At 67.6% G+C, this 26,284-nt stretch carries 24 protein-coding genes; 9 read left to right on the top strand and 15 right to left on the bottom strand.

The annotated features are described in order from the left end of the window. Window positions 1-21: 21 nt before the first annotated feature. The 5 genes from ACM0O9_RS17825 to dapB form a co-directional block, all read right to left on the bottom strand. Complete coding sequence (locus ACM0O9_RS17825; protein ID WP_065184938.1) at window positions 22-939, bottom strand: phosphoglycerate mutase; 918 nt, start codon at window positions 937-939, stop codon at window positions 22-24. Window positions 940-943: 4 nt separating this feature from the next. After that, window positions 944-1,408, bottom strand: a complete 465-nt coding sequence (gene greA / locus ACM0O9_RS17820; RefSeq protein WP_026347191.1) for a transcription elongation factor GreA — start codon at window positions 1,406-1,408, stop codon at window positions 944-946. Window positions 1,409-1,416: 8 nt separating this feature from the next. Next, window positions 1,417-4,659, bottom strand: a complete 3,243-nt coding sequence (carB, locus tag ACM0O9_RS17815) for a carbamoyl-phosphate synthase large subunit (protein ID WP_065177614.1) — start codon at window positions 4,657-4,659, stop codon at window positions 1,417-1,419. A 148-nt stretch (window positions 4,660-4,807) separates the two neighbouring features. Next, complete coding sequence (carA, locus tag ACM0O9_RS17810; protein ID WP_005416375.1) at window positions 4,808-5,935, bottom strand: glutamine-hydrolyzing carbamoyl-phosphate synthase small subunit; 1,128 nt, start codon at window positions 5,933-5,935, stop codon at window positions 4,808-4,810. Window positions 5,936-6,270: 335 nt separating this feature from the next. Beyond that, window positions 6,271-6,990: a 4-hydroxy-tetrahydrodipicolinate reductase gene (gene dapB / locus ACM0O9_RS17805; RefSeq protein ID WP_081275721.1), complete on the bottom strand. Its 720-nt coding sequence runs from the start codon at window positions 6,988-6,990 to the stop codon at window positions 6,271-6,273. Between the two features lie 143 nt (window positions 6,991-7,133). On the opposite strand from dapB, the gene ACM0O9_RS17800 reads away from it, so the two are divergent. Beyond that, complete coding sequence (locus ACM0O9_RS17800) at window positions 7,134-7,595, top strand: DUF4304 domain-containing protein (RefSeq protein ID WP_065177640.1); 462 nt, start codon at window positions 7,134-7,136, stop codon at window positions 7,593-7,595. Window positions 7,596-7,662: 67 nt separating this feature from the next. Here ACM0O9_RS17800 and ACM0O9_RS17795 read toward each other — a convergent pair whose 3' ends face one another. From ACM0O9_RS17795 to ACM0O9_RS17785, 3 genes are read right to left on the bottom strand one after another with little or no spacing between them, the layout of a single operon-like run. Beyond that, window positions 7,663-7,908 carry a DUF6587 family protein gene (locus ACM0O9_RS17795; protein ID WP_065177612.1) on the bottom strand — a complete coding sequence of 82 codons (246 nt, stop codon included), beginning with the start codon at window positions 7,906-7,908 and terminating at the stop codon, window positions 7,663-7,665. Beyond that, a complete protein-coding gene (feoB, locus tag ACM0O9_RS17790) occupies window positions 7,908-9,773 on the bottom strand; it encodes a ferrous iron transporter B (RefSeq protein ID WP_235649556.1) in 1,866 nt (621 codons plus the stop codon). The genes ACM0O9_RS17795 and feoB overlap by 1 nt, the downstream gene beginning before the upstream one ends. Then, on the bottom strand, window positions 9,770-10,024 hold the full coding sequence (locus ACM0O9_RS17785; protein WP_005416370.1) for a FeoA family protein: 255 nt from the start codon (window positions 10,022-10,024) through the stop codon (window positions 9,770-9,772). The genes feoB and ACM0O9_RS17785 overlap by 4 nt, the downstream gene beginning before the upstream one ends. Window positions 10,025-10,143: 119 nt before the next feature. Here ACM0O9_RS17785 and ACM0O9_RS17780 point away from each other — a divergent pair, with 119 nt between their 5' ends. The 5 genes from ACM0O9_RS17780 (at window position 10,144) to yeiP (ending at window position 13,715) form a co-directional block, all read left to right on the top strand. Then, a complete protein-coding gene (locus ACM0O9_RS17780) occupies window positions 10,144-10,932 on the top strand; it encodes an enoyl-CoA hydratase/isomerase family protein (RefSeq protein WP_414604136.1) in 789 nt (262 codons plus the stop codon). A 2-nt stretch (window positions 10,933-10,934) separates the two neighbouring features. Beyond that, window positions 10,935-11,336 carry a VOC family protein gene (locus ACM0O9_RS17775; protein ID WP_005416368.1) on the top strand — a complete coding sequence of 134 codons (402 nt, stop codon included), beginning with the start codon at window positions 10,935-10,937 and terminating at the stop codon, window positions 11,334-11,336. Beyond that, window positions 11,333-12,229 (top strand): hydroxymethylglutaryl-CoA lyase, encoded by an 897-nt coding sequence (locus tag ACM0O9_RS17770; protein WP_065184942.1) that lies wholly within the window; start codon window positions 11,333-11,335, stop codon window positions 12,227-12,229. The genes ACM0O9_RS17775 and ACM0O9_RS17770 overlap by 4 nt, the downstream gene beginning before the upstream one ends. A gap of 100 nt (window positions 12,230-12,329) precedes the next feature. Then, on the top strand, window positions 12,330-13,100 hold the full coding sequence (locus ACM0O9_RS17765; RefSeq protein ID WP_164093552.1) for an SDR family oxidoreductase: 771 nt from the start codon (window positions 12,330-12,332) through the stop codon (window positions 13,098-13,100). Between the two features lie 48 nt (window positions 13,101-13,148). Further along, window positions 13,149-13,715: an elongation factor P-like protein YeiP gene (yeiP, locus tag ACM0O9_RS17760; protein ID WP_005409468.1), complete on the top strand. Its 567-nt coding sequence runs from the start codon at window positions 13,149-13,151 to the stop codon at window positions 13,713-13,715. A gap of 162 nt (window positions 13,716-13,877) precedes the next feature. Here yeiP and ACM0O9_RS17755 read toward each other — a convergent pair whose 3' ends face one another. From ACM0O9_RS17755 to ACM0O9_RS17740, 4 genes are all read right to left on the bottom strand, one after another. Further along, window positions 13,878-14,570, bottom strand: a complete 693-nt coding sequence (locus ACM0O9_RS17755; protein WP_065184946.1) for a COG3650 family protein — start codon at window positions 14,568-14,570, stop codon at window positions 13,878-13,880. A gap of 83 nt (window positions 14,571-14,653) precedes the next feature. Further along, window positions 14,654-15,046, bottom strand: coding sequence for a nuclear transport factor 2 family protein (locus tag ACM0O9_RS17750; RefSeq protein ID WP_065184948.1), 393 nt, complete (start codon window positions 15,044-15,046; stop codon window positions 14,654-14,656). Next, window positions 15,027-18,176 carry a multidrug efflux RND transporter permease subunit gene (locus tag ACM0O9_RS17745; RefSeq protein ID WP_235649555.1) on the bottom strand — a complete coding sequence of 1,050 codons (3,150 nt, stop codon included), beginning with the start codon at window positions 18,174-18,176 and terminating at the stop codon, window positions 15,027-15,029. Before ACM0O9_RS17745 ends, ACM0O9_RS17750 begins: the two co-directional genes overlap by 20 nt. Window positions 18,177-18,212: 36 nt before the next feature. Further along, entirely contained in the window at window positions 18,213-19,361 is a 1,149-nt protein-coding gene (locus ACM0O9_RS17740) for an efflux RND transporter periplasmic adaptor subunit (protein ID WP_414604135.1), read from the bottom strand. Between the two features lie 129 nt (window positions 19,362-19,490). On the opposite strand from ACM0O9_RS17740, the gene ACM0O9_RS17735 reads away from it, so the two are divergent. Continuing rightward, window positions 19,491-20,207, top strand: coding sequence for a response regulator (locus ACM0O9_RS17735; protein WP_005416361.1), 717 nt, complete (start codon window positions 19,491-19,493; stop codon window positions 20,205-20,207). Beyond that, window positions 20,207-21,283, top strand: a complete 1,077-nt coding sequence (locus ACM0O9_RS17730) for an ATP-binding protein (protein WP_065184954.1) — start codon at window positions 20,207-20,209, stop codon at window positions 21,281-21,283. The genes ACM0O9_RS17735 and ACM0O9_RS17730 overlap by 1 nt, the downstream gene beginning before the upstream one ends. On the opposite strand, the gene ACM0O9_RS17725 is transcribed toward ACM0O9_RS17730, so the two are convergent. The 3 genes from ACM0O9_RS17725 to ACM0O9_RS17715 all read right to left on the bottom strand — a co-directional run bounded on the left by ACM0O9_RS17725 (window position 21,261) and on the right by ACM0O9_RS17715 (window position 24,848). Beyond that, a complete protein-coding gene (locus ACM0O9_RS17725) occupies window positions 21,261-23,057 on the bottom strand; it encodes a DUF7844 domain-containing protein (RefSeq protein WP_065184955.1) in 1,797 nt (598 codons plus the stop codon). The genes ACM0O9_RS17730 and ACM0O9_RS17725 overlap by 23 nt on opposite strands. A 40-nt stretch (window positions 23,058-23,097) precedes the next feature. After that, the gene (locus ACM0O9_RS17720) at window positions 23,098-23,397 is read right to left on the bottom strand and encodes a DUF2388 domain-containing protein (protein ID WP_005416358.1); all 300 of its coding nucleotides are present in this window, start codon (window positions 23,395-23,397) and stop codon (window positions 23,098-23,100) included. 62 nt (window positions 23,398-23,459) lie between these two features. After that, on the bottom strand, window positions 23,460-24,848 hold the full coding sequence (locus tag ACM0O9_RS17715; protein WP_065184957.1) for a D-2-hydroxyglutarate dehydrogenase: 1,389 nt from the start codon (window positions 24,846-24,848) through the stop codon (window positions 23,460-23,462). Window positions 24,849-25,017: 169 nt separating this feature from the next. Between ACM0O9_RS17715 and serA the strand changes: the two genes are divergently transcribed. After that, entirely contained in the window at window positions 25,018-26,259 is a 1,242-nt protein-coding gene (gene serA, locus ACM0O9_RS17710; RefSeq protein ID WP_005409458.1) for a phosphoglycerate dehydrogenase, read from the top strand. The last annotated feature ends 25 nt before the right edge of the window (window positions 26,260-26,284 follow it).

The raw sequence follows: 26,284 nt of genomic DNA, 5'->3' as shown, positions 1-26,284 counted from the left end.
GGAAAACGGATCCGACCCCGGTCAGTCGTGCAGCTGGCGCGGCTTCTTCCAGAACTGCCAGCGCTGGCCACGGTCCAGCTGGAACTGCAGGCCGTCCTCGAAGTCCAGTACCAGCCGCTGCAGTTCGCCACGCTTGAGCGCGGCCAGCAGCGGCCGGATCGCATCATTGCCGAGCTGCTGCAAAGAGCGCAGCTGGCGCAGGTCGACCAGCGCATCCACCGCCTGCTCGCCATCCACGGCCACACCAGCCGCCAGGGCCAGGCCCTGCAGCAGCGCGTCCCGGCTGCGCACCTGCGCGTGCGGCGTGCTGACCGACACCGGCATCACGCCACCGCCCCAGAACCACAGCGAATTGATCGGCTGTTGTCCCTGTGCGGCACGCTGCTGGTTCCAGGAATGGTTGTGCAGCAGCACCTGCGCCTCGGTCATCAGCGCCCGCCAGCGACGACCGCCCTCGCCTTCGGGCAGATGCGAGAACAGGTCATCGCCGAGGACCTCGTCGGGGCTGTCGAAGTCCGGCAGCTCGCTGTCGATCGGCAGCCGCAGGTACCAGCGCGAGGGATCGGGTGCGTCGAGCACGAAGCCGGCATCGGCGAACAATGGCTGCAGCACCGGCAGCAACGCGAGGCTGTCGGCCAGCGTCGGCCGCAGTGTTTCGCCGTAGGCCATCATCCGCGCGCCGTGCATGTCCGGCACCATGCAGGCCGGATCGGCACGCAGCCAGCTGGCGCCGGCGGCATCGCCGACGTCGCGCTGGCGGGTCAACGCGGCCACCGGCCAGTGCGGCGCGGCAACCGAGAAATGGCGTGTCAGCTGCGCGCGCTCGCCCGGCACGACCTGCACCGTCGTGGCACGGCCGAGCGCGCGTGCCACATCGTCCGGCAGCGCAGCCGCGGCAAAGCGGCTGCGTGCAGGCAACAGCAGGGTCGCCGTCGCCACGCGGTCAGTCCACGTAGCTGACGCTGACGATCTCGTACTCGCGCTGGCCGGCCGGGGCGTCGATCACGATCGAATCGCCTTCCAGCTTGCCGATCATCGCCCGCGCCACCGGCGAGGAAATCGCGATCAGGCCCAGCTTGATGTCCGCTTCCAGGTCACCGACGATCTGGTACTTCTTCTCTTCGTCGGTTTCCACGTCGGCCAGCGTCACGCTGGCGCCGAACACCACCTTGGAGCCGGCATTGAGCTTGCTCACGTCGATGATCTCGGCGTGCGACAGCTCGCCCTCCAGCTGCTTGATGCGGCCTTCGATGAAGCCCTGTTCCTCGCGCGCGGCGTGGTACTCGGCATTCTCCTTCAGGTCACCGTGCTCACGCGCTTCGGCAATGGCGGCGATGACCTTCGGGCGCTTGACCGACTTCAGGTGATCCAGTTCGTCGCGCAGCTTCTGCGCGCCCTTCATGGTGATGGGGGCTCTCATGCATTCAACTCCTTGTGCAGCTCCTGCAGCGACCAGACGGGGCCGGTGCCGCGGAATTCCAGTGAATCCACCAGCGCCTTGGCGCCGGCAATGGTGGTCGAGTAGGTGACGCGATGCTGCAGCGCCTCGCGGCGGATCGAGAACGAGTCGTTGATCGCCGAACGACCTTCGGTCGTGTTGACGATGTAGACGATCTCGCCGTTCTTGATCGAGTCGACGATGTGCGGACGGCCTTCGACCACCTTGTTGATGATCTCGCAGTCCATGCCGTGCTGCTGCAGCCACGCGGCGGTGCCACGGGTGGCGACCAGGCTGTAGCCACGCGCCAGCAGCGCCTTGGCCACCGGCAGCACGCGCTTCTTGTCCGGGTCGCGGACCGAGACGAAGGCCTTGCCGACCGGCGGTGCCTTGATGCCACCGGCTTCCTGCGCACGCGCAAAGGCGGCGTTGAAGGTGCGGCCGACGCCCATCACCTCGCCGGTGGAGCGCATCTCCGGCCCGAGGATCGGATCGACGCCCTGGAACTTGGCGAACGGGAAGATCGCTTCCTTCACCGAGTAGTAGTCCGGCACGATTTCCTTGGTCGCGCCCTGCTCGGCCAGGCTCTTGCCAGCCATGCAACGGGCGGCGATCTTCGCCAGCGCCATGCCGGTGGCCTTGGACACGAACGGCACGGTGCGCGAGGCACGCGGGTTCACTTCCAGCAGGTAGATGGTGTCGGCACCCTCGTCGCTGGTCTGGATCGCGAACTGGGTGTTCATCAGGCCGACCACGTTCAGGGCCTTGGCCAGCTCCACCACCTGGCGGCGCAGTTCGGCCTGGGTTTCAGCCGACAGCGAATACGGCGGCAGCGAGCACGAGGAATCGCCCGAGTGCACGCCAGCTTCTTCGATGTGCTCCATCACGCCACCGATCAGGACGTTGCCATCCTTGTCGGCAATGATGTCGACGTCGCACTCGACAGCATTGTCGAGGAAGCGGTCCAGCAGCACCGGCGAATCGTTGGACACCTTCACAGCGTCGCGCACGTAACGGGCCAGGTCGGCTTCGCCGTAGACGATTTCCATGGCACGGCCGCCCAGCACGTAGCTCGGGCGCACCACCAGCGGGTAGCCGATCTCGCGGGCCAGCAGCAGGGCTTCCTGATCATTGCGGGCGATGCGGTTCGGCGGCTGCTTCAGGCCCAGCTTGTCCACCAGCTGCTGGAAGCGCTCGCGGTCTTCGGCCAGGTCGATCGAGTCCGGGCTGGTGCCAATCACCGGCACGCCGTTGGCTTCCAGCGCGCGCGCCAGCTTCAGCGGGGTCTGGCCGCCGTACTGCACGATCACGCCCTTCGGCTGTTCCAGTTCGACGATTTCCAGCACGTCTTCCAGGGTCAGCGGCTCGAAGTACAGGCGGTCGGAGGTGTCGTAGTCGGTCGACACGGTTTCCGGGTTGCAGTTGACCATGATGGTTTCATAGCCATCCTCGCGCAGCGCCAGTGCCGCGTGCACGCAGCAGTAGTCGAACTCGATGCCCTGGCCGATGCGGTTCGGGCCACCGCCCAGGATCATGATCTTGTCGCGGTTGCTCGGCGCGGCCTCGCACTCGTCCTCGTAGGTCGAGTACAGGTAGGCGGTACCGGTGGAGAACTCACCGGCACAGGAGTCCACGCGCTTGTAGACCGGGCGCACCTTGTGCGCACGACGCAGCGCGCGGATGGCGGCTTCGTTGGTGCCGGTCAGCTGCGCCAGGCGCGCGTCGGAGAAGCCAGCGCGCTTCAGCTTGCGCAGGCGTGCGGCATCCAGCGCATCGATGCCGCCGGCAGCGACTTCGGCTTCGGCCGCGATGATTTCCTCGATCTGGTCCAGGAACCAGTGATCGATGAACGACAGTGCGTAGATCTCTTCCACGCTCATGCCGGCGCGGAACGCATCGGCCACATAGAACAGGCGCTCCGGGCCCGGCGCCTTCAGCTCGCGACGCAGGGTCTGCAGGTCGTCTTCGTTGCCCAGGTCCAGGCCGGTCGGGTCGAAGCCGACCTTGCCGGTTTCCAGGCCACGCAGGGCCTTCTGCACCGACTCCTGGAAGGTGCGGCCCATCGCCATCACCTCGCCCACCGACTTCATCTGGGTGGTCAGGCGGGCATCGGCGGCCGGGAACTTCTCGAAGGCGAAGCGCGGGATCTTGGTGACGACGTAGTCGATGGACGGCTCGAACGAGGCCGGGGTCAGGCCGCCGGTGATTTCGTTCTTCAGTTCGTCCAGGGTGTAGCCCACGGCCAGCTTGGCGGCGACCTTGGCGATCGGGAAGCCGGTGGCCTTGGAAGCCAGCGCCGAGGAACGCGACACGCGCGGGTTCATCTCGATGACGACCACGCGGCCGGTCTTCGGGTTGATGCCGAACTGCACGTTCGAGCCACCGGTATCGACGCCGATCTTGCGCAGCACGGCGATGGAGGCATCGCGCAGGCGCTGGTATTCCTTGTCGGTCAGGGTCTGGGCCGGGGCCACGGTGATCGAGTCACCGGTGTGCACGCCCATCGGGTCCAGGTTTTCGATCGAGCAGACGATGATGCAGTTGTCCGCGGTATCGCGGACCACTTCCATCTCGAATTCCTTCCAGCCCAGCACCGACTCTTCCACCAGCACTTCGGTGGTCGGCGACAGTTCCAGGCCGCGGCTGACGATCTCGACCAGCTCTTCGCGGTTGTAGGCAATGCCGCCACCGCTGCCGCCCAGGGTGAAGCTGGGGCGGATGATGGTCGGATAGCCGACGCGGGTCTGGATTTCCAGCGCTTCGTCCAGGGTGTGGGCGACGGCGGCGGTCGGGCACTCCAGGCCGATCTCACCCATGGCCACGCGGAACAGCTCGCGGTCTTCGGCCATGCGGATCGCTTCGCGCTTGGCGCCGATCAGTTCGACGTTGTACTTCTCCAGCACGCCGTGGTCGGCAAGGTCCAGCGCGCAGTTCAGCGCGGTCTGGCCACCCATGGTCGGCAGCAGCGCATCGGGCTTTTCCTTGGCGATGATCTTCTCGACCGTCTGCCAGTTGATCGGCTCGATGTAGACGGCGTCGGCCATCTCCGGGTCGGTCATGATCGTGGCCGGGTTGCTGTTGACCAGCACCACGCGGTAACCCTCGTCACGCAGGGCCTTGCAGGCCTGGGCACCGGAGTAGTCGAACTCGCAGGCCTGGCCGATGACGATCGGGCCAGCACCGATGATGAGGATGGTCTTGAGGTCAGTGCGCTTGGGCATTTTCTTCTCTAAGTCAGTACAGCGTGACAAGGGGGGTGATCGCACGCTGTCGATCAGGAATCTTGATCCGCAGCGCCGCGCCGGGGGCAGCAGCGATGCGGGGTTTACGGTCCATCGCGACGCCACCGGCAGGCCGGCGGCGTACTGATCACGCCTTGGCCTGCTCCATCAGCACCACGAAGCGGTCGAACAGCGGGCCGACGTCGTGCGGGCCCGGCGACGCTTCCGGATGGCCCTGGAACGAGAACGCCGGCACGTCGGTGCGGGCCACGCCCTGGTTGGTGCCGTCGAACAGCGAACGGTGGGTCACGCGCAGGGTCGGCGGCAGGGTTGCTTCATCGATCGCGAAACCGTGGTTCTGCGAGGTGATCATCACCCGGCCGCTGTCCAGGTCCTGCACCGGATGGTTGGCACCGTGGTGGCCGTGGCCCATCTTCATGGTCTGCGCGCCCGAGGCCAGGCCGAGCAGCTGGTGGCCCAGGCAGATGCCGAAGGTCGGGATCTTCACATCGATGAAGGTCTTGATCGCTTCGATGGCGTAGTCGCACGGTTCCGGGTCACCCGGGCCGTTGGACAGGAACACGCCGTCCGGCTTCAGTGCCAGCACCTCGGCGGCCGGGGTCTGCGCCGGCACCACGGTCACTTCGCAGCCGCGCTCGGCCAGCATGCGCAGGATGTTGGTCTTCACGCCGAAGTCGTAGGCCACGACCTTGTACTTGGCCGGCACGCTGACGAAGGCGTTGGCATCCAGGTCCAGCTGGCCCTCGGTCCAGGTGTAGGTCTTCTCGGTAGTGACGACCTTGGCCAGATCCATGCCCTTCAGCCCCGGGAACTTGCGGGCGGCTTCCAGTGCCTTTTCCACGTCGATGTCGCCGGCCATCAGCGCACCGTTCTGCGCACCCTTCTCGCGCAGGATGCGGGTCAGCTTGCGGGTGTCGATGCCGGCGATGGCGACCACGCCACGCTGGATCAGCCAGTCCTGCAGCGACACCTGGCTGCGCCAGTTGCTGGGGCGGCGCGGAACGTCGCGCACGATCAGGCCGGCCGACCACACCTTGGACGCTTCGTCGTCCTGGTCGGTCATGCCGGTGTTGCCGATATGCGGATAGGTCAGCGTGACCATCTGCCGGGCGTAGGACGGGTCGGTCAACACTTCCTGATAGCCGGTCATGGCGGTGTTGAACACCACTTCACCGACGGACAGGCCGGGCGCGCCTACGGATTCGCCCTCGAATACGGTGCCGTCTTCGAGGACGAGGATTGCGGCTTGGGTCACGGGAATCTCACTTTGGCTACCGAGGGGGCTGCCGAAGTCACGCCTGCGCTTCACGGAAATCCGGTTGCAAAAAAGCGCGGACGTACGGTCTGGGACCGGTCCGGCTTTCGTGATTCGGCGAGTGCGAATTGTAGCGCTGCCGGGGCGCTCACGCCAGCGGTTATCGCGCATTGTGAACAGGCGATTGCGCATTCATTTCAATCCGGCGGCGTATGCGGGCCGGAGGCGGGGTCGGATCCATTCCCGAATGGGAAAGGCTCTGACCCCAGGCGCCCTCGGATGGGGTCAGAGCCCTCTCCGCTGGAAAGGGATCCAGCCCCAGGAATCAGCCCGCCTTACTGCAGCAGGTCCCGCACGCGGTAGCTGCCCGGGGCCCGGCCCTGCAGCTGGCGGGCGGCAAACAGGGCGCCGCGGGCGAAGATGTCGCGATTGGTGGCCCGGTGTACCAGCTCGATGCGCTCGCCCAGCCCGGTGAACTGCACCAGATGCTCGCCTACGATGTCGCCGGCGCGCAGGCTGGCGTAGTGCGGCTCCGCCCCGCCCCGCTGCGCGGCCGCGCCCAGGGTCAATGCAGTGCCCGATGGCGCGTCCTTCTTCTGGGTGTGGTGCGATTCGACGATGTCGCAGTCCCAGCCGGCCAGCGCCTGCGCCGCGCGCTCCACCAGTTCGTCCAGTACCGCCACGCCCAGGCTGAAGTTCGAGGCCCATACCAGCGGGATCTTCGCCGCCGCGGCGTCCAGCGCCTGGCGCTGTGTGCTGGAGATACCGGTGGTACCCGACACCAGCCCGGCACCCCGCTCCACGCACAGCGCCAGCATCGGGTCGAAACCCTCCGGCAGGCTGAAGTCGATCGCCACATCGAACACCGGCGCACCGGGCAGCTCACTGGCGCCGAAGAACGGCACGCCATCGACCACGCGCTGCGCCGGCGCACGGCCGGTCACTGCAGCCACGATCCGCAGGGTTTCGGGATGTTCGGCGGCCAGCCGCAGCAGGGCCTGGCCCATGCGCCCGGAGGCACCGTGAATGAGCAATCGCAGAGGAGTCTGGTTCATGCCTGCAGGCTAGCGGCAGCACGCCCGCTCCGGCAAGCGCCATCGCTGCGATGCTGCATGCCCCTGCGGTGACGGGTTTGCCACTGGACGCGGCAACGCTCCCCTTCAAGTCTGTGGCCCTTCCCTCAGCCCGGGCAAAACCCATGAAATCCTCGACCGTCTTCAGCAAATGCGCCAGGAAGACCGGTTATGCCGGGACGTCGACCACGCGCTACCGCTTGCTGGATGCCGCCCTGCTTGTCGTTAATCACCAGCGCGCCAGCGAAAGCCGGGGCTTCTATGTGAATGCTGGACTCTACTTTCCAGAGCTGCTCGCGTATCCCCTCGCGCCTGACGATCTTGAAACGGCTTTCCGGTACCGCTCCAGCATTCCCACGCCCCATGTCGACTGGCGGATCGAAGAAACGCCGGGCCTGCGCCGGACCTTCATCCAGCAGGATCTTGATGACCTGCTGGAGGCCGGCAACCGCGACGCGCTGAAGGCCCTGCTGCTCGATGCCCTGGCCGACGTGGCGGGTTTCGCAGCAGCCCATGGAAACCGCGAATCGGTGCGGCGATTGAATCAGGGCGGGAACTTCCGCGCGATCATCCGCAGAGAGGTCTGAACCCTGGAAAGCGTGCGGGTCGAAAGTTCGCGACCTCCGGACAGCCGCGGTCGAGCATGGCTGGACGCTACTTCTTGGTCGGCCCGCAGCTGTCGCACCCCCCACAGGCACCGCCACCCCCACTGGCCGGCGGCGCGATCTTCCGCCCCAGCGCCTGCAGCCAGGCCGCGCGACCCGGCTTCAGCAGGGCCAGCGCCAAGGCCCCGCGCAGCGTGCGCACGGTGCCCGGGAACTGCTTCTTCAGCACCACCCAGGCACTGACCAGCACGGCCACCGCGATGATCAGGTACTGGATCAGCAGCCCGGTATCCATCAGCCGCCTCCCAGCGCCCTGGTCACCTGGTAGGTGATCAGCGCGGCCACGTAAGCCGCGGCAAACAGGTAGAACGCGGCAAAGCCCATCTGCTTCCACGAATTGGTCTCGCGCTTGATGGTAGCCAGCGTCGAGATGCACATCGGGGCGTAGATGTACCAGACCAGCAGCGACAGCGCGGTCGCCAGCGACCAGCCATCGCTGATCAGCGGGGTCAGCGCCTGGCTGGCGGCATCGTCATCGGCGGCCGACAGCGCATACACGGTGGCCAGCGAAGACACCGCCACCTCACGCGCGGCCAGGCCCGGAATCAGCGCGATGCAGATCTGCCAGTTGAAGCCCAGCGGCGCGAAGAACACCGCCATCGCATGGCCGATCTGGCCGGCGTAGCTGTAGTCGATGGCCGGCATCGTGGCATCGGCCGGGGCCGCCGGGAACGACAGCAACACCCACAGCAGGATGGTCAGCGCCAGGATGATGCCGCCGACGCGCTTTAGGAAGATCATGCCGCGCTCGTACAGGCCGACCGCCAGGTCACGCACATGTGGCAGGCGGTACGACGGCAGCTCCAGCATCAGCGGATGCTCGCTCTTGTCGCGGCGCCACTTCTTCATGATCCAGGACATCGCCAGCGCACTGAGGATGCCGGCGGCGTACAGGCCGAACAGGACCAGGCCCTGCTGGTTGAACACCCCCCACACCGTCTTCTGCGGAATGAACGCACCGATCAGCAGGGCGTACACCGGCAGGCGCGCCGAGCAGGTCATCAGCGGTGCGACCAGGATGGTGGCCAGGCGGTCACGCGGGTCCTGGATGCTGCGCGTGGACATGATGCCCGGCACCGCGCAGGCGAAGCTGGACAGCAGCGGGATGAACGAGCGGCCGGACAGGCCGGCGGCGGCCATCATGCGGTCGAGCAGGAACGCCGCACGTGGCAGGTAGCCGGATTCCTCCAGCACCAGGATGAAGAAGAACAGGATCAGGATCTGGGGCAGGAACACCACCACGCCACCGACGCCGGCGATGATGCCATCGGTCAGCAGGCTGGCCAGCGGACCCTCTGGCAACACGCTGCCAACGAGAGCACCGAGCCAGGCGAAGCCAGCCTCGATGCCATCCATCAACGGCGTCGCCCAGGCGTACACCGCCTGGAAGATCAGGAACATCACCACTGCAAGGCTGATCAGCCCGAACACCGGGTGCAGCAGCCAGCGGTCCAGCGCGTCGTCGATCTTCGCGGTCCGCGCCGGCATCCGCACGGCGACCGACAGGATCTCGCGCACCTTGGCGTGGTAGTCGATGCCACCTTCCGGGCCCGGCACCGGTGCATCCAGATGCGGCACCATCGCATCAAGGCGTTCGACCAGGGCCTTGGCACCCTGCTTGCGCACCGCTACGGTCTCCACCACCGGTACGCCCAGCTCGCGCTCCAGCGCGGCCACGTCCACCTGGATGCCACGGCGCTGGGCCGCATCGACCATGTTCAGGGCGACCACCATCGGCTTGCCCAGCTCACGCAGCTCCAGCGCGAAGCGCAGGTGCAGGCGCAGGTTGGTGGCGTCGATCACGCACAGCAGCACGTCCGGCGCAGCTTCGCCCGGGTAGAAGCCCCGGCACAGGTCACGGGTGATCGCCTCATCCAGGCTGGCCGGATGCAGGCTGTAGGCACCCGGCAGGTCGAGCACGGCGAATTCGCGGCCGGACGGCGCGCGCAGGCGACCTTCCTTGCGCTCTACGGTGACGCCGGTGTAGTTGGCGACCTTCTGCCGGCTGCCGGTCAGCTGGTTGAACAGCGCGGTCTTGCCGCTGTTGGGGTTCCCGACCAGCGCGATGCGCAGCGGTGAGGCGGAGACAGTGGCGGTCATGCACGTCGTTCCTGGCTGGCAGCGTCGACCACGACGCGCTTGGCTTCACTGATCCGCAGCGCGAACCGGGTGAACCCGACCTGCACCAGCAGCGGCTCGCCCCCCACCGGGCCCTTGGCCACCAAGCGTACTTCCTCGCCATTCACGAAACCCAGCTCGCGCAGGCGACGGGCAATGGCATCGTTGGCATGCAGGTCCTGCACGGACTCGACCACGGCCGAGGTGTGCAGCGGCAGTTCGGACAGCGTCATCTAGCGTGTTCTCTGCTGGATGTAAATGGTTCTCGATTCTAACATTCCCGCGTCGCGTCATGGCCCATGACCAATGGCCCGCTATGATCCATACAGGTATGGAGTGACCCTGGAATCCCATGAACGATGCTTTGCAGATCGAGCGCCGTGGCGCTGTCCTCACCCTCTGGCTGAACCGGCCGGAGCTGCACAACGCCTTTGACGCCAGCCTGATCGCCCGGCTGACTGCCGCACTGGAAGTCGCCGGCGGCGATGATTCGGTCCGGGCCGTGGTGGTCGCCGGTCACGGCGCTTCCTTCTCGGCCGGTGCCGACATGCAGTGGATGCGCGGCATGGCCGCCGCCAGCGAGGCCGACAACCGCGAGGACTCGCTGGCCCTGGCGCGGCTGATGCGCACCCTGGACGAGCTGCCCAAGCCGACCCTGGCCCGGGTCCATGGCGCCGCCTTCGGGGGCGGCGTCGGCCTGGTCGCCTGCTGCGACATCGCCATCGCCAGCACCTCGGCCCGCTTCGGCCTGACCGAAAGCCGCCTCGGCCTGCTGCCGGCGGTGATCTCGCCCTACGTGATCGAGGCCATCGGCCCGCGCCAGGCGCGGCGCTGGTTCGCCACCGGCGAGCACTTCGATGCCGACACCGCGCTGCGCATCGGCCTGGTCCACCAGCTGGTCGAGCCCGAACGCCTGGACGAAGCCCTGGAACGCCAGCTGGCCCTGCTCGACAAGGCCGGCCCGATCGCCTCGTCCACCGCCAAGCAGCTGGTGCGGCAGGTCCGCGACAGCCATGACCGCGACGCGCTGGATCGGGATAATGCCGCCCTGATCGCGCGCCTGCGGGTCTCCGCCGAGGGCCAGGAGGGCCTGGGCGCCTTCCTCGACAAGCGCGCCCCCCACTGGGTCACGGAAGCCTGAACATGCTCGATCATCTTGGTTTGACCAGCGCCGACCTGGCGCGCAGCAGGACCTTCTTCCTGCAGGCACTGGCGCCGCTGCAGATCGGCGTCGTGATGGAAGTGAGCGCCGAAGAAACCGGTGACCACGACCACATCGGCTTCGGCAGCGACGGCAAGCCGTTCTTCTGGCTCGGCAATGGCGGCACCACCAGTCACGGCGTGCACGTGGCCTTCGCCTGCGCCAGCCGTGCGCAGGTGGATGCCTTCCATGCCGCCGCGCTCGCCGCCGGCGGCCGCGACAACGGCGCCCCGGGCCTGCGCCCGTGGTACCACCCGGATTACTACGCCGCCTTCGTGCTCGACCCGGACGGCAACAACATCGAAGCGGTCTGCCACCGTCCGTCCGATGGGGCAGCCGCATGAGCGATTACGTCCGCATCGTCGAGGTCGGCCCGCGTGATGGGCTGCAGAACGAAAAGCAGTCGGTGTCCACCTCCGACAAGATCGAACTGATCAACCGCCTGTCGGCCACCGGCCTGCGCAGCATCGAGGCGACCAGCTTCGTCAGCCCGAAGTGGATCCCGCAACTGGCCGACGCCGCCGAGGTCTATGCCGGCATCCAGCGCAGGCCGGGCGTGCACTACCCGGTGCTGGTGCCGAACGAACAGGGCTACGACCGCGCCCGCGCGGTGGGCGTGGAGGAAGTGGCGGTGTTCACCGCTGCGTCCGAGGCCTTCAACCGCACCAACACCAATGCCGGCATCGACGAATCGCTGGCCCGGTTCGAGCCGATCCTGCGCCGCGCCGCCGCCGATGGCGTGCGCGTGCGCGGCTACGTCTCCACCGTGCTCGGCTGCCCTTACCAGGGCGAGGTGCCGCTGGCCGACGTGGTGCGGGTGGCGCGCGCGCTACACCAGATGGGTTGTTACGAAATCTCACTGGGCGACACCATCGGCGTCGGCACCCCGCGCAAGGCACGGGCGATGCTGCAGGCGGTTGCCGCCGAGATTCCGATGACGGCACTGGCCGTGCACTTCCACGACACCTACGGCCAGGCCATCGCCAACATCGCCACCTGCCTGGAAGAAGGCGTGCGCGTGGTCGACAGCGCGGTCTCCGGCGCCGGTGGCTGCCCGTATGCCAAGGGCGCCAGCGGCAACGTCGCCAGCGAGGATGTGGTCTACCTGCTGCAGGGCCTGGGCCTGGACAGCGGCGTGGACCTGCCGGCACTGGCCGAGACCGGCCGCTGGCTGGCCGGCCTGCTCGGTCGCGCCACCGCCAGCCGCACCGGCCAGGCGCTGGCCGCCGCCGGCTGACCGCTGCACTGCGCCGCCCTGCACCGGCGGCGCAGTGCACAACAGCGGCGGTCACGGCTTCCGTTAGAATCGGCGGTTCTCGAACCTGCAGGACCGTTCAATGCAGCTGTCTTCCGTACGTGCCGTGATCACTGGCGGCGTCTCCGGCCTCGGCCTGGCCGTGGCCCAGCACCTCGTCGCCCAGGGCGGCAAGGTGGCCCTGTTCGACCTCAACGACGTCAAGGGCGCCGCCGCCGTTGCCGATCTGGGTGCCGACAAGGCCCGCTATTTCAACGTCAACGTCAGCGATGAAGCGGCCGTCTCGGCAGCCATCGACCAGGCCCACGATTTCCTCGGCGGCCTGAACGTGGCGATGAACTGCGCCGGCATCCTCGGCGCCGGCCGCGTGCTGGGCAAAGAAGGCCCGATGCCGCTGGCCGGCTTCCAGGGCACGGTGATGGTCAACCTGGTCGGCAGCTTCAACGTGGCCAAGGCCGCGGCCAACCGCATGCAGCACAACGAGGCCGGCACCGATGGCGAGCGCGGCGTCATCATCAACACCGCCAGCATCGCTGCCTATGAAGGCCAGATCGGCCAGGCCGCCTATGCCGCCAGCAAGGGCGGCGTGGTCTCGATGACGCTGCCGATGGCGCGCGAACTGTCGCGCTTCGGCATCCGCGTCAATACCATCGCCCCGGGCGTGTTCTGGACGCCGATGGTCGATGGCATGCCCGAAGCCGTGCAGCAGTCGCTGGCCGCCTCGATCCCGTTCCCGCCGCGGCTGGGCAAGCCGGAAGACTTCGCCAGCCTGGTCGGCTTCATCCTTGGCAACACCTACCTCAACGGCGAGACCATCCGCCTGGACGGCGCTACCCGCCTCGCTCCGAAGTGATTCCCCCGGGCGCCGGGACGGCGCCCTCCCCCAACGACCTAGATCACCATGAAAGCCAACGACATCAAGAAGGGCAACGTCGTCGAGTACAACAACGGCGTGTACCAGATCCGCGACATCGAGCGCAGCTCGCCTCAGGGTCGCGGCGGCAACGTCCGCTTCCGCTTCATCATGTACAGCGTGCCGGGCGGCAACAAGCTCGACGCCAGCTTCGATGCCGACGACAACCTGGTCGAGGTCGAACTGCTGCGCCGCCAGTCCACCTATTCGTACAAGGACGGCGATGCCTTCGTGTTCCTGGATGACGAGGACTACACCCCGTACACCCTGGATGCGGACGTGATCGGCGATGACGCCGGTTACATCACCGACGGCCTGACCGGCATCTACGTGCAGGTGATCGACGAGCAGCCGGTGGCGATCCAGCTGCCGGCCTCCGTGGTGCTGGAAGTGATCGAGACGCCGCCGGAACTGAAGGGTGGCACCGCCACCAAGCGCCCGAAGCCGGCCAAGCTCAACACCGGCATCGAGATCATGGTGCCGGAGTACATCGTCAACGGCGAGCGCGTGCTGGTGAACACCGCCACCGGCGAATTCGCCGGCCGTGCCGACTAAGCACCCTGCGCCGATCGCCTGCCGATCGCTGCCTGCGGCAAGTTCGCCGCAGGCAGCAAGCAGCGCATCGCTGACATTAGTTGTGTAGAGCCGAGCCCGTGCTCGGCTGCGGTGGGTTGGACAGGTACTGCAGCCGAGCGTGGGCTCGGCTCTACAGGTAACTTACGGCTGCTTCGCGCCGAAATTGCCGCAGCCGTGGTACTGGCGGGTACCTACGGTCAGCATCACCTTGGCCTCGAACGCCTCCCCGCTCATATCGTCCTGGCAGGTGGTGCGCTGGAAGCTGAGCTTGACGTCGGTGCCGTCGGACGCCTTGCCGCTCCATCCATCAGCGCCCTGGGTGGGCCTGGCCACGTCAAAGCGGCGCTCGCCGTAGTCAACTTCCACCTGCAGGCCCGGCATATCGCCATCGACGACTGCTAGCCATCCAGGTTCATTGCCGGTGGCACGGAACGCGGCATTGCCGGCGCTGCCATCGCCTTCGGTGGCTTCCACCGCATGGCACTCGCGATCCGGCTCGCCCTTCAGGCTCAGCAGGCCATCATCGCTACCCTTGGTCCAGAAGCTGTTGCCAAGGCCATCGTTGTATTTGGCGCCCGATGCCGCGCGCTCGGAGGTCATGGCGAAGCCACGCTCGCCGATCACCAGCGTGGCAGCATCCTCGCCATTGAAGGTCGCGACCACACTCAGATCACCACACTGGTAGGCGGTCTCGCTGCCACCTTCCGTGTTGGCGCTCGGCTGCGGCGTGGCAGGCGGGGCGTCATTGCTGCCCGCCGCGGGTGCCTGGGCCGGCTGGCACGCGGCCAGGACCAACCCCAGGGAGGCTGCCAACAGACTGGGTACTACACGCATGGCTCGACTCCTTGTCGACACTACAGGAATGCTCGACCCTACCACCTCGGGGTGAGCGGGGCCTGAAAACGGCCTGACCGCACTCATGCGGCCAGCACCGCCATCGACAGCAGCTGCGCGCCACTGCCGCCGGAACTGCAGGTCCAGACCCGCAACAGGCGCAGCTTCAGTTCGCGCTCCAAGCCCTGCCGCCACACCGACATCCGCACGTCGCTGGACAGCAACGCCAGACGGCCACACAGCAGCGTTTCCACCGCGTGCAGCTGCAGGCTTCGTACCTGCAGGTCTCCGGCCAACCAATCACCCAGCCACGGCAGATCGAGCATGCGGCCACCGTGGCCGTCCATCAGGAACAGGGCCGGCGATACCAGCGCGTTCAACGCATCGTGATTGTTCTCCAGCAGCGCTGCGCACAGGCGCTGTTCCAGCGCCAGCAACTGCTGCTCATGCAGATCTTCAACGATGTTCCGTTCCATCCACGGTTCCTCCCGGCATCGGCCGGCGCCTGCGCAGGCGCTGCGCGATCCACTGCCGCGCGCCCTGCACCACTACATAGAAGACCGGCACGAAGAACACCGCCAGCACGGTCGCACTGACCATGCCGCCGAACACACCGGTTCCAATCGCCTGCTGGGTTTCCTTCGACGCGCCCTGCGCCAGCATCAGCGGCACAACGCCCAGCGCGAACGCCAGCGAGGTCATCACGATCGGGCGCAGGCGCAGCCGCGCCGCCTCCAGCGCTGCTTCAACCAGACCGCGCCCCTGCTGCTGCAGCTGGCGCGCGAATTCGACGATGAGGATCGCGTTCTTCGCCGACAGCCCGATCACGGTGATCATGCCGACCTTGAAGAACACGTCGTTGGGCATGCCGCGCAACAGCACCGCGGCGACCGCGCCAAGCAGGCCCAGTGGCACCACCAGCAGCACCGCCAACGGAATCGACCAGCTCTCGTACAGCGCGGCAAGCACCAGGAACACCACCAGCATCGACAACAACAGCAGCCACGGCGCCTGCGCCCCCGACTCACGCTCCTGCAGCGACTGGCTGGTCCACTGCAGGGCGAAGCCGGACGGCAGTTTTGCGGCCAACCGCTCCATCTCCGCCATGGCTTGGCCGGTGGACACGCCAGAGGCCGGGGCGCCGGACAGGTTCAGCGCGGGGAAACCAAGATAGCGTTGCAGCTGCAACGGCGCTTCGGTCCAGTGCGGGGTGACCAGCTCGGACAACGCCACCATGCCGCCCTCGCTGTTGCGCACGTACAGCTTCAGCACGTCTTCCAGCTCCATCCGGTGCGGCGCATCGGCCTGCAGGATCACCTGCTGCAGCCGTCCCTTGTTGGGGAAGTCGTTGACGTACTGCGAGCCCATGGCTGCCGACAGCGTGCTGCTGATCTGCTCGAAGCCCACGCCCATTGCCTCGGCCTTGGCCCGGTCGATGTCCAGCCGCACGCTGGTGCCGGCCGGCAGGCCATCGGCATGCACCTCCGACAGCAGCGGGCTGGTTTCGGCCAGCTTCAGCAGCTGCTGCAGGGCCGCGCGCAGTTCGGCCTGGCCCTGCCCGGTGCGCGCCTGCAGCGCCAGCGAGAAGCCGGACGAACGTCCCAGGCTGTCGATGGCCGGCGGCATCACGCTCATCACCTCGCCCTCGGCAATCGTGGCCATCGCCTGCTGCGCGGCCTCCACCTCACCGGCCGCGGTTGCGCCTGCGCGCTCACCCCAGTCCTTCAGCATGGTGTAGGTCAGCGCCGCACTCGGGCCGGAACCGGAAAAGCTGTAGCCGAGGATCGACTGGTTGGAGCCGATGCCCGGACGCGAGGCCACGTGCCGTTCGTAGGCTTCGACCACGGCCAGCGTACGCTCGGCCGTCGCCTCGGCCGGCAGCTGGATCGAGGTCATGAAATAGCCCTGGTCTTCTTCCGGCAGGAATGCGCCCGGCAGCCAGTGCAGGCCCAGCAGCAACGCCGCCACCAGTGCGGCGAACACGCCCATCACCCGCCCGCTCCGCTGCAGCACCGTCGCCACACCACGCTGGTAACGCCCGGTCATCCGCTCGAAGCCTTGGTTGAAGGCGCCGAACAGCCCGCCGCGACCGTGATGGCCGTGGTTGGCCTGGCGCAGCAGGGTCGCGCACAGCGCCGGCGTCAGGCTCAGGGCCAGCAGCGCCGAGAACAGGATCGACACCGCCATCGCCACGGTGAACTGACGGTAGATCGCGCCCACCGAACCGCTGGCGAACGCCATCGGGATGAACACCGCGGTCAGCACCAGGGTAATGCCGATCACTGCGCCGGTCAGTTCACGCATCGCCTTGATGGTGGCCTCGCGCGGCGGCAGGCCCTCCTCGGCCATGATCCGCTCCACGCCCTCGACCACCACGATCGCGTCGTCGACGATGATGCCGATGGCCAGCACCATGCCGAACATGGTCAGCACGTTGATCGAGAAGCCCAGCGCCAGCATCACCGCGAACGTACCCAGCAGCGCGATCGGTGCGACCAGCGCCGGGATCAGCGTGTAACGCCAGTTCTGCAGGAACAGGTACATCACCGCGAACACCAGCAGCATCGCCTCCAGCAGGGTCTGCACCACCTTCTGGATCGATATCTCCACGAACGGCGCGGTGTCGAACGGGATGCTCGCTTCCACCCCGCGCGGCAGCAGCGGCGCCAGCTCAGCCATGCGCTCACGCACCGCCGCAGCGGTACGCACCGCGTTCGCGCCCGGGCGCAGCTGCACGCCGGCGGCGGTGGCTGGATGGCCGTCCTCGCGGGTGCCCCAGGCATAGCTCTGCGCGCCCAGCTCGACGCGGGCGACATCACCCAGCACCACCCGTGAACCGTCGGCGCCGGCACGCAGTACGATCGCCGCGAACTGTTCCGGCGTGGACAACTGGCCGTCGGCACTGAGCGGCACGGTGATGCGCTGGCCTGGAACACCCGGCGAATCACCAATGCGTCCTGGCGAAATCTCCAGGTTCTGCTGCTCGATCGCGGTTGCCACATCGCCCATGGTCAGGCCGTAGCCGGTCAACCGGGTCGGGTCCAGCCACACGCGCATCGCCTGCTCGGCACCGAACAACTGCACGCGGCCGACGCCATCGATACGGCGCAGCTCTTCGATGATGTTGCGCGCCATGAAATCGCCCAGCGCCGCCTCGCTGACGCTGGCATCGGGCGAACGCAGGCCGACCAGCATCAGGAAGCCGGAATCAGCGGCCTCCACGAACAGCCCGTTCTGGCGCACGCTGCGCGGCAGCCGCGGTTCGATCGCCTTGATGCGGTTCTGCACGTCCACCTGCGCCAGCTCCGGATTGGTGCCGGGCTTGAAGGTGGCAGTGATCGACGCTTCGCCGGACGCGTCCACCGACGACTCGAAGTACAGCAGGTGCTTGACGCTGGACAGCTCGCGCTCGATCAGGCCAACCACGGCATCATTCAGCGTCTGCGGGCTGGCACCCGGGTAGCTGGCATAGATGCTGACGCTGGGCGGGGCGACTGCTGGATAGCGCTCCACCGCCAGCCGCGGGATCGCCAGCACGCCGGCCAGGATGATGAAGATCGCCAGCACCCAGGCGAACACCGGGCGATCGATGAAGAAACGTGCCATGTTGGATTTCCCTGGAGGGACCGGCCCCGGAAAGGCTCAGCCCTTGCTGCCGGCCTGCACTGCACCGGCGCTGGCGACCGGCATCTGCCAGTCGCGCGCATCGACCACCACGCCTTCCTGCAGGCGCTCCTGGCCCTCGACCACCACCTTCTCGCCGGCCTTCAGGCCCGTGCGCACCAGCCACTGGCGATCGACACTGCCGTCCACTTCCAGCGTGCGGATCACCGCCTTGCCGTCGGCGCCGATCACCCAGGCATAGGCCTGGCCACCGGCGCTGCGCAGCACCGCCTGCTGTGGCACGGTCAATGCACTGGCCGGCGCGCCACGTGGCACCCTCGCGCGCACGTACATGCCGGGCAGCAGCTGTCGCTGCGGGTTGTCGACCAGGATGCGCAGGATGACATCACCGGTTCGCGCATCGACATTGATGCCGGAGAACAGCAGTTGGCCGCGTTCGGGCAGTGGCTTGCCGCTGGCACCGATGATCGTCACCGGCAGCTCGCCGCCACCGGCGGCACTGCGCTGCAGAGACTCCAGCTGCGCCGCCGGTTGGCGCACATCGACATAGACCTGGTCGATCTGCTGCACCACTGCCATCGGCTCGGCATCGGCCACGCCCACCAGTGCGCCTTCGGCCACCAGCGCCTGGTCGATGCGGCCGGCAATCGGCGCGCTGACCGTGGCATAGCGCAGGTCAAGCTGGCGACGGGCCAGGATCGCGCGCGCTTCGTTCACCGCGGCACGGGCCTGTTCGTACTCGGCACTGGCATCGTCGCGATGCTGTTGGCTGACCGCCTGTGCGGCGGCCAGCGCATGCAGGCGCTGCGACTGCACGCGGCTGCGGCCCAGCGCCGCTTCGCTGCGCTGAAGGGCTGCCAGTGCCGAATCAACATCTGCACGGAACGCCGCCGGATCGATCTGGAACAGGGCCTGGCCGGCGCTCACTTCTGCGCCTTGGTCGAACAGGCGGCGCTGCACGATGCCGCCCACCTGGGCACGGATCTGTGCGGTGCGCACGGCAGCCACGCGGCCGGGCAGTTCGTCATCGCGCTGTACCACCTGCGGGCCGACGGTGACCACGCTGACACGCGGTGCGGCTTCGGGAGTGGCTTCGGGGGTTGAGCAGGCCGTCATGGCCAGGGCGAGGGCCGCGATCAACGCGACCGGAGTCCTGAAGGTTCTCATTGCTGTGCACAATGCCGCGCAGGCGGCGGATAGGTTCTGAAGCGCGCAGTGTGCGTGGCAATGATGGGGTTTCGATGGAGGAACTGTGGAGATACGATGGAGGCAAGCACCTTACGGCCCCGCCCCTGCATGCATGCCTCCCCCGCCCTCGCCGCCCTGGTCCTGATCGTCGAGGATGAGGCCGAGATCGCCGATATTCTCAGCGCCTACCTGGAACGCGAAGGACTGCGCACGCTGCGCGCGGCCGATGGCCATAGCGCACTGGACCTGCATCGCAGCGCCCGCCCCGACCTGGTCCTGCTCGATGTACAGCTGCCACGCCTGGATGGCTGGAGCGTGCTGACCCAGCTGCGCCAGCGTGGTGAGACGCCGGTGATCATGCTGACCGCGCTGGACCAGGACCTGGACAAGCTGACCGCGCTGCGCATGGGTGCCGACGACTACGTGGTCAAGCCGTTCAACCCGGCCGAGGTGGCGGCGCGCGTGCGCGCGGTGCTGCGGCGTACGCTGCGCGCCTCGCGCGTGGACGCGCCCACTGCGCTGCGCGTCGGCCCGCTGCTGATCGACTCGGCCACCCACGCCGTGCACGTGGAGGGCGAAGGCTATAGTCACGAAGTGCTGCTCACGCTCACCGAGTTCAAGCTGCTGCACTGCATGGCGCTGGCACCGACCCGCATCTTCAGCCGCAGCGAGCTGATGCACGAATGCCTGCCGGAAAGCGAAGCGCTGGAGCGCACTGTCGACAGCCATGTCAGCAAGCTGCGCCGCAAGCTGGACGAAGTGGGCATGGTCAATGTTCCGGCCAGTGTGCGCGGCGTCGGCTACCGGTTGATGGCTGACCGCTGATGGCCCGACTGCGCCGTTCCGGGCTCAGCCGCCACATCATCGTCTCGATGTCGCTGATGGTGATCGGCGTCATCGTGATGATGATCCTGTCGTCGTGGCTGCTGTACGCGGTGCTGGTCGAGTTCTTCCCCGGAAGTACCGAAGAGCCGGAAAGCTGGCTGCCGACCGGGCCGGAGCTTGCATGGATGGTGGGCGTGATCCTGACCGGCCTGGCGCTGGCCATCGCCGCCTCGTTCCGCCTCGCCCACCGCATCCTGTCGCCGTTGAATTCGCTGGTGGACAGCGTGCGTGCGCTCGCCAGCGGTGACCTTGGGGCGCGCGCCAACGTCGAGGAGAATTCGCCGGGCGAAGTGGCAACCCTGGTTGAGGACTTCAATGCGATGGCGCGCCGCCTGCAGCACATGGAGAGCGAGCGCGCGATGTGGCATGCGGCCATCGCACATGAGCTGCGTACTCCGGTGACGATCCTGCGCGGCCGCCTGCAGGGACTGGCCGAGGGCGTGTTCCAGCCGGACGAGTCGCAGTTCCGCAGCCTGCTCGCCCAGGTCGAAGGGCTGTCGCGACTGATTGAAGATCTGCGCGTGCTGAGCCTGTCCGACAATGCGCGGCTGGACGTGCGTCGCGCACGCACCGACGTGGTGGCCGAGGTGCATTCGGTGATGACGCTGGTCGACCCGCAGTTCCGCGCTGCGGGCTTCGTGCTGGAACTGGAAACCAGCCGCGAGGAACACAACGCGCACTGTGATCCCACGCGCCTGCGCCAGGCGCTGCTGGCGCTGCTGGAGAACGCGCGTCGCTATGCCAGCCCAGGCAAGGTGCGCATCGCCGTGCATGACACGCCGGGCCATGTGCAGGTGGCCATCGAGGATGAAGGCCCGGGCATTGATCCGGGACTGCATGCCGACATCTTCACTCCGTTCATGCGCGCCGACGGCTCACGTTCGCGCCAGGGCGGTGGCAGCGGGCTCGGCCTGGCGGTGGTCAAGGCCATCGCCGATGCACATGGCGGCCATGCCTACTGCACGCCCGGCAGCTGTGGCGGCAGCCGTTTCGTCATCGAACTGCCGCGCCAGTAGCCGGTCCAGCGGCCTGCGTGCGCAGGTGTGCCCCCAGCGCGGCCAGATTGGCGTCGATCGCATCCATTTCCTCACGCTGCCGCGCCGGCAACTGCTGGCGAAGCTGCACACGCAATGCCTGCCATGCCGGTACCGCCTGCGCACTGGCAGTGGTCACGGCCGCAGACAGCAGTACCTGCTCGTCGCCCAGAGGCAACCCATAGCCGCCGTCCTGCAGCAGCGTCCCTGGGCGCAACCACTGCCCACTCTGCGCCAGCAGGCCGCGCAGGCTGCGGGTTTCCGCGCTGTCCGCAGCAGCCAGCAGCTGCCGCTTGAGCACATCGCGTGCCCGCAGCTCGGCACGCCGCTGTGCGGCCTGTTCCAGCAACAGCAGGCCGGCACTGGCGCGCAGGTCGCCCTTCAGCAGCCACGGTGCCCGTTGTTCCGCCGGCAGCTTCAACCAGCCGCGCACATCGCGGGCGGGCAGGCTCAGCTGGGTCGCCGCCACTGTGAACAACTGCTGGTAGTGGTCGCGCGCGGAAGCGAAGTAATAGCCCTGTGCCTGCGCAGCGTTGCGGTCCGTGAGTACCCGCTCGTCGAGCATGCCCAGCCGCGCCAGCCGGCGCTTGAGACCGCGCGGACTCAGCTGGGCCAGCCCGGCCTCGCCCAGCCGCGGCACTCCGGCCTGCAGCAGCTTGGCGGTCTCCACCGCACAGTTGTTGCTGACGAAGTAATAGCGCCCGTCATAGCTCCAGTGCACCTGGGCGGTGCGCTCGAGCAGGCTGGCGATCTCATCGCGCTGCAGCCGCAATGGCAGCGACTGCAGGCCGCGCAGTTCGACCTTGGTGTACTCGTCCACCACCTGCTGCAGCGGCAGCACGAACAGCCGCGACGGGTAGCCGCCGGTCAAGCCGCGCCAGTTGGATATCTGCACGTCGCCCACGAACGCGCGGAAGGACAGCACGCGGTGGTGTTCGAGATCCAGCCTGCAGTCCGGCCCCGGTGCGCGCCCGGGCCTGCAGATCACCAATCGCAGCATGCTGTGGCCCCAGCGGCTCATCGGCTGCGCGCTGCCTTCGGCGAACAGGTAATCCACGGCGTAGACACGCGCGGGGTCGAGCTGCAGCAGCGATGCCGCCCCCTCTTCCGATTCGGCCTGCAGCAATGGCAACGCGGTCGCGCAGTGCGACTGCGGCAGCGATGGCGGGGTTCCGAAATGGGCCTGGTACCACCGCGCCAGTGCCGGGCGCCGGCAGGCGAACTCGCTGTCGAGCACGAAATGCTCGGCGTTCACTGCCAGGTACTCGGCCGGGTCCTTCAGTTCATACGCATCGGGGCTGCGGTCACGGAAGTCGTTGTCGCCACGGCCGAGATGCCAGGGCTTGCGCTGCCAACCCGCGAGGTCACGCCATCGCATGCTCTGCGACCAGTTCGCACCGCCACGGTCGGCGACGTGCGTCAGTTCGTGTACCAGCGCGCTGCGGCGTGCGCGCCGGGCGCCCGGCGCACTGTCGCCCAGCAGACTCCGGCGCAGCACGATACGGCCAGCGAAGGTGCGGCCATGCACATCGGCCGGCAGGTCATCCGTCCAGCGCACCCGCACCTGCGCCGGCAACGCAGCCAGCAGGCCGTCCGGCAATAGTGACTGCACGTCGGCCAGGGTCTGGCTGGCGAGCCGCTGCTGTGCCGGATCGAGACCGGACGGATCAAGCTGCAGGCGATCAGCTGCAGGCGCGACGTGGGCGGTCAGCAGTAGAGCCACGCCAAGCGTGGCGGCGTTCCGTGCAGATGTCATGCAGTTGCCGGCCAGCGGCCGGCACTACCCGAAGGCCGGATCAACGGGCCAGCAGCGCGCGGGCCAGTTCCAGGTCGCTCTGCAGCTGTGCGGTGGCGCTCTGCTCACGCAGGTGGACCAGCGCGGCCTGCAGGCGGGCGCCACGGATCTGGCCGTCGCTGGCAACGAACGCAGCGGCATCGTCGCGCGCGGCCAGCACCACCTTGTCATCACCCGAGCTGCTGCCCGAGGAGCCGGAGGAAGCGCCGGTGGCCGAACCGGCCGAGGTGCCGGCGAAGCTGGAAGCGAAGCCGGCCAGCGGCAGGGACAGCAGGGCGAGCAGCAGAAGCTTACGGGTCATCGGTTCGAAGCCGGTTGTGAGGATGCGTGGAGCGTAACGGGTGCGTGAAGGATTTGCCCGGCTCAGGCGTCGAACAGCTTGCCGGGATTCAGCCGCGCTTGGGGATCGAACGCGCGTTTGACCGCCTTCATCAGCGCGATTTCGGCCGGGCCGCGGGTGCTGTCCAGGTAGCCCTTCTTGACCAGGCCGATACCATGCTCGGCCGAGATGCTGCCATCGAAACGCGCCAGCACCTGCGCCAGCAGCTTGGTGACGTGCTCGCACTGCGCCACGAAATCGGCGTCACTGGTGTCGTCGGGCTTGAGCACGTTGATGTGCAGGTTGCCGTCGCCGATGTGGCCGAACCAGACCACGTCGAAGTGCGGGTAGGCTTGCCCGATCAGTGCCTGGGTCTCTGCCAGGAACGCCGGCATCGCCGAGATCCGTACCGAGACGTCGTTCTTGTAGGGTTTGTAGCGCGCCAGCGATTCGGTGATGCCTTCGCGCAGGCGCCACAGCTGGGCGGCCTGGGCGTCGCTGGCACTGATCACCCCGTCGCTGACCCAGCCGTTGCCCATGCAGTCCTCGAAGGCCGCCATCGCCGCCGCTTCCTGCGCTTCGTCGTTGGCGGCGAACTCGGTGACCACGTAGTACGGGTGCACCTCGTCGAACGGCGCCTGCGCACCGTGCGCCAGCACATGCTCCAGCGCGCGGTCGGTGAAGAACTCGAAGGCCTGCAGCTGCAGGCGCGCGCGGAACGCGGCGAACACCTGCATCAGCACTTCGAAGCTGGGTACGGCCAGCAGCATCACGTTGCTGGCCGGCGGCGGGTCGGTCAGCTTCACGGTGGCTTCGACGATCACGCCCAGCGTGCCCTCCGAACCGATCAACAGCTGGCGGAAGTCATAGCCGCTGGAGTTCTTGATCAGGCCCTTGTTGAGCTCGAGCAGTTCGCCACTGGCGGTGACCACCTTCAGCCCGGCGATCCACTCGCGGGTGTTGCCGTAGCGGATCACTCGGATGCCGCCGGCATTGGTGGCAACGTTGCCGCCGATCGTGCACGAGCCGCGCGCGGCGAAATCCACCGGGTAGATCAGGCCGTGGTCCAGCGCGGCGTTGTGCACGGCCTCCAGCGGCATGCCGGCCTGCACCACCAGGGTGCGATCGACCGCGTCGTAGTCCAGCGCCCTGTTCATCCTCTCCAGGCTGAGCACGAGCTCGCCGTTGGCCGCCACCGCGCCGCCCGAGAGGCCGGTGCGGCCGCCCGACGGCACCACCGCCACGCCCTCGGCGGCACTCCAGCGCATCACCGCCTGTACCTCCTCGACCGTGGCCGGCAGTGCGATCGCCAGCGGCGCCGGCGTCCAGCGCCGGGTCCAGTCGCGCCCGTAATGCTCCAGGTCGGCCGGGTCGGTCTTCAGCTTCAGGCCGGGACAGGCCTGCTGCAGCGAGGCAATGCGGGAATCGGTCATGACGGTCCAGCGCGGGGCGTGAAGAACGGGCAAGCGTGCCAGCGGCACGCGCCAGCGTCCAGCCCTGCAGACAGGCAGATAGCTACGGATGCAACCAATTGCGCACTGCACCATGAGCGCCGTGATCTGGCATAGTGGTTGGCCCCTGTCCCACTGGCCGTGTTGCCCCATGTCGCCGAAGAAGACCTCGTTCCCGAAGCAGGATATCCGCGTGCTGTTGCTGGAGGGGGTCAGCCAGACCGCCGTGGAGGTGTTCAGCGCCGCCGGCTACAGCCAGATCGAGGCACACACCAAGGCGCTGCCCGAGGACGAATTGAAGGCGCGCATCGCCGAGGCACATATTGTCGGCATCCGTTCGCGCACCCAGCTCAGCGCCGAGGTGCTGGCCGAGGCGAAGCGCCTGATCGCAGTGGGCTGCTTCTGCATCGGCACCAACCAGGTCGACCTGGATGCGGCCGAACTGGCCGGCATCCCGGTGTTCAATGCGCCCTATTCCAATACCCGCAGCGTGGCCGAGCTGGTGATCGCCGAGGCGATCATGCTGACCCGCGGCATCCCGCAGAAGAACGCCGAATGCCATCGCGGCGGCTGGTCGAAGTCGGCCAGCGGCAGCCATGAAGTGCGTGGCAAGACGCTGGGCATCATCGGTTATGGCCACATCGGCACCCAGGTCGGCGTGCTGGCCGAATCGCTGGGCATGCAGGTGATCTTCCACGACGTGGAAACCAAGCTGGCGCTGGGCAATGCGCGTGCCGCGGCCAGCCTGGACGACCTGCTGGCGCGCGCCGACATCGTCACCCTGCACGTGCCGGAGACGCCGGCCACGCAGTGGATGATCGGCAGCACCGAGCTGGCGAAGATGCGCAAGGGTGCGCACCTGATCAACGCCGCGCGCGGCACCGTGGTCGACATCGATGCGCTGGATGCTGCGCTGGCCAGCGGCCACGTCGGCGGTGCCGCGCTGGACGTGTTCCCGGTCGAACCGAAGGGCAACGGCGATATCTTCGAGTCGCCGCTGACCCGCCACGACAACGTGATCCTGACCCCGCACGTGGGCGGCAGCACGCTGGAAGCGCAGGACAACATCGGCGTGGAAGTGGCAGCCAAGCTGGTGCGCTACAGCGACAACGGCAGCACCCTGTCGGCGGTCAACTTCCCGGAAGTGACCCTGCCCGAACACGAAGACAGCCTGCGCCTGCTGCACATCCACCAGAACGTGCCGGGCGTACTGTCCAAGGTCAACGAGATCTTCTCGCGCCACAACGTCAACATCGACGGCCAGTTCCTGCGTACCGACCCGAAGGTGGGCTACGTGGTGATCGACATCACCGCCAGCGAGGCACAGGCCGCCGCCGTGCGCGACGAGCTGGCCGCGATTCCGGGCACGCTGCGGACGCGCATTCTGTATTGAGCAAGGCGTCGCCGGGCATACCCCG

The sequence above is a fragment of the Stenotrophomonas sp. FR012 genome (assembly GCF_047520565.2).
Taxonomy (GTDB): domain Bacteria; phylum Pseudomonadota; class Gammaproteobacteria; order Xanthomonadales; family Xanthomonadaceae; genus Stenotrophomonas; species Stenotrophomonas sepilia.
This window is presented reverse-complemented; position numbering and strand designations above follow the sequence as displayed.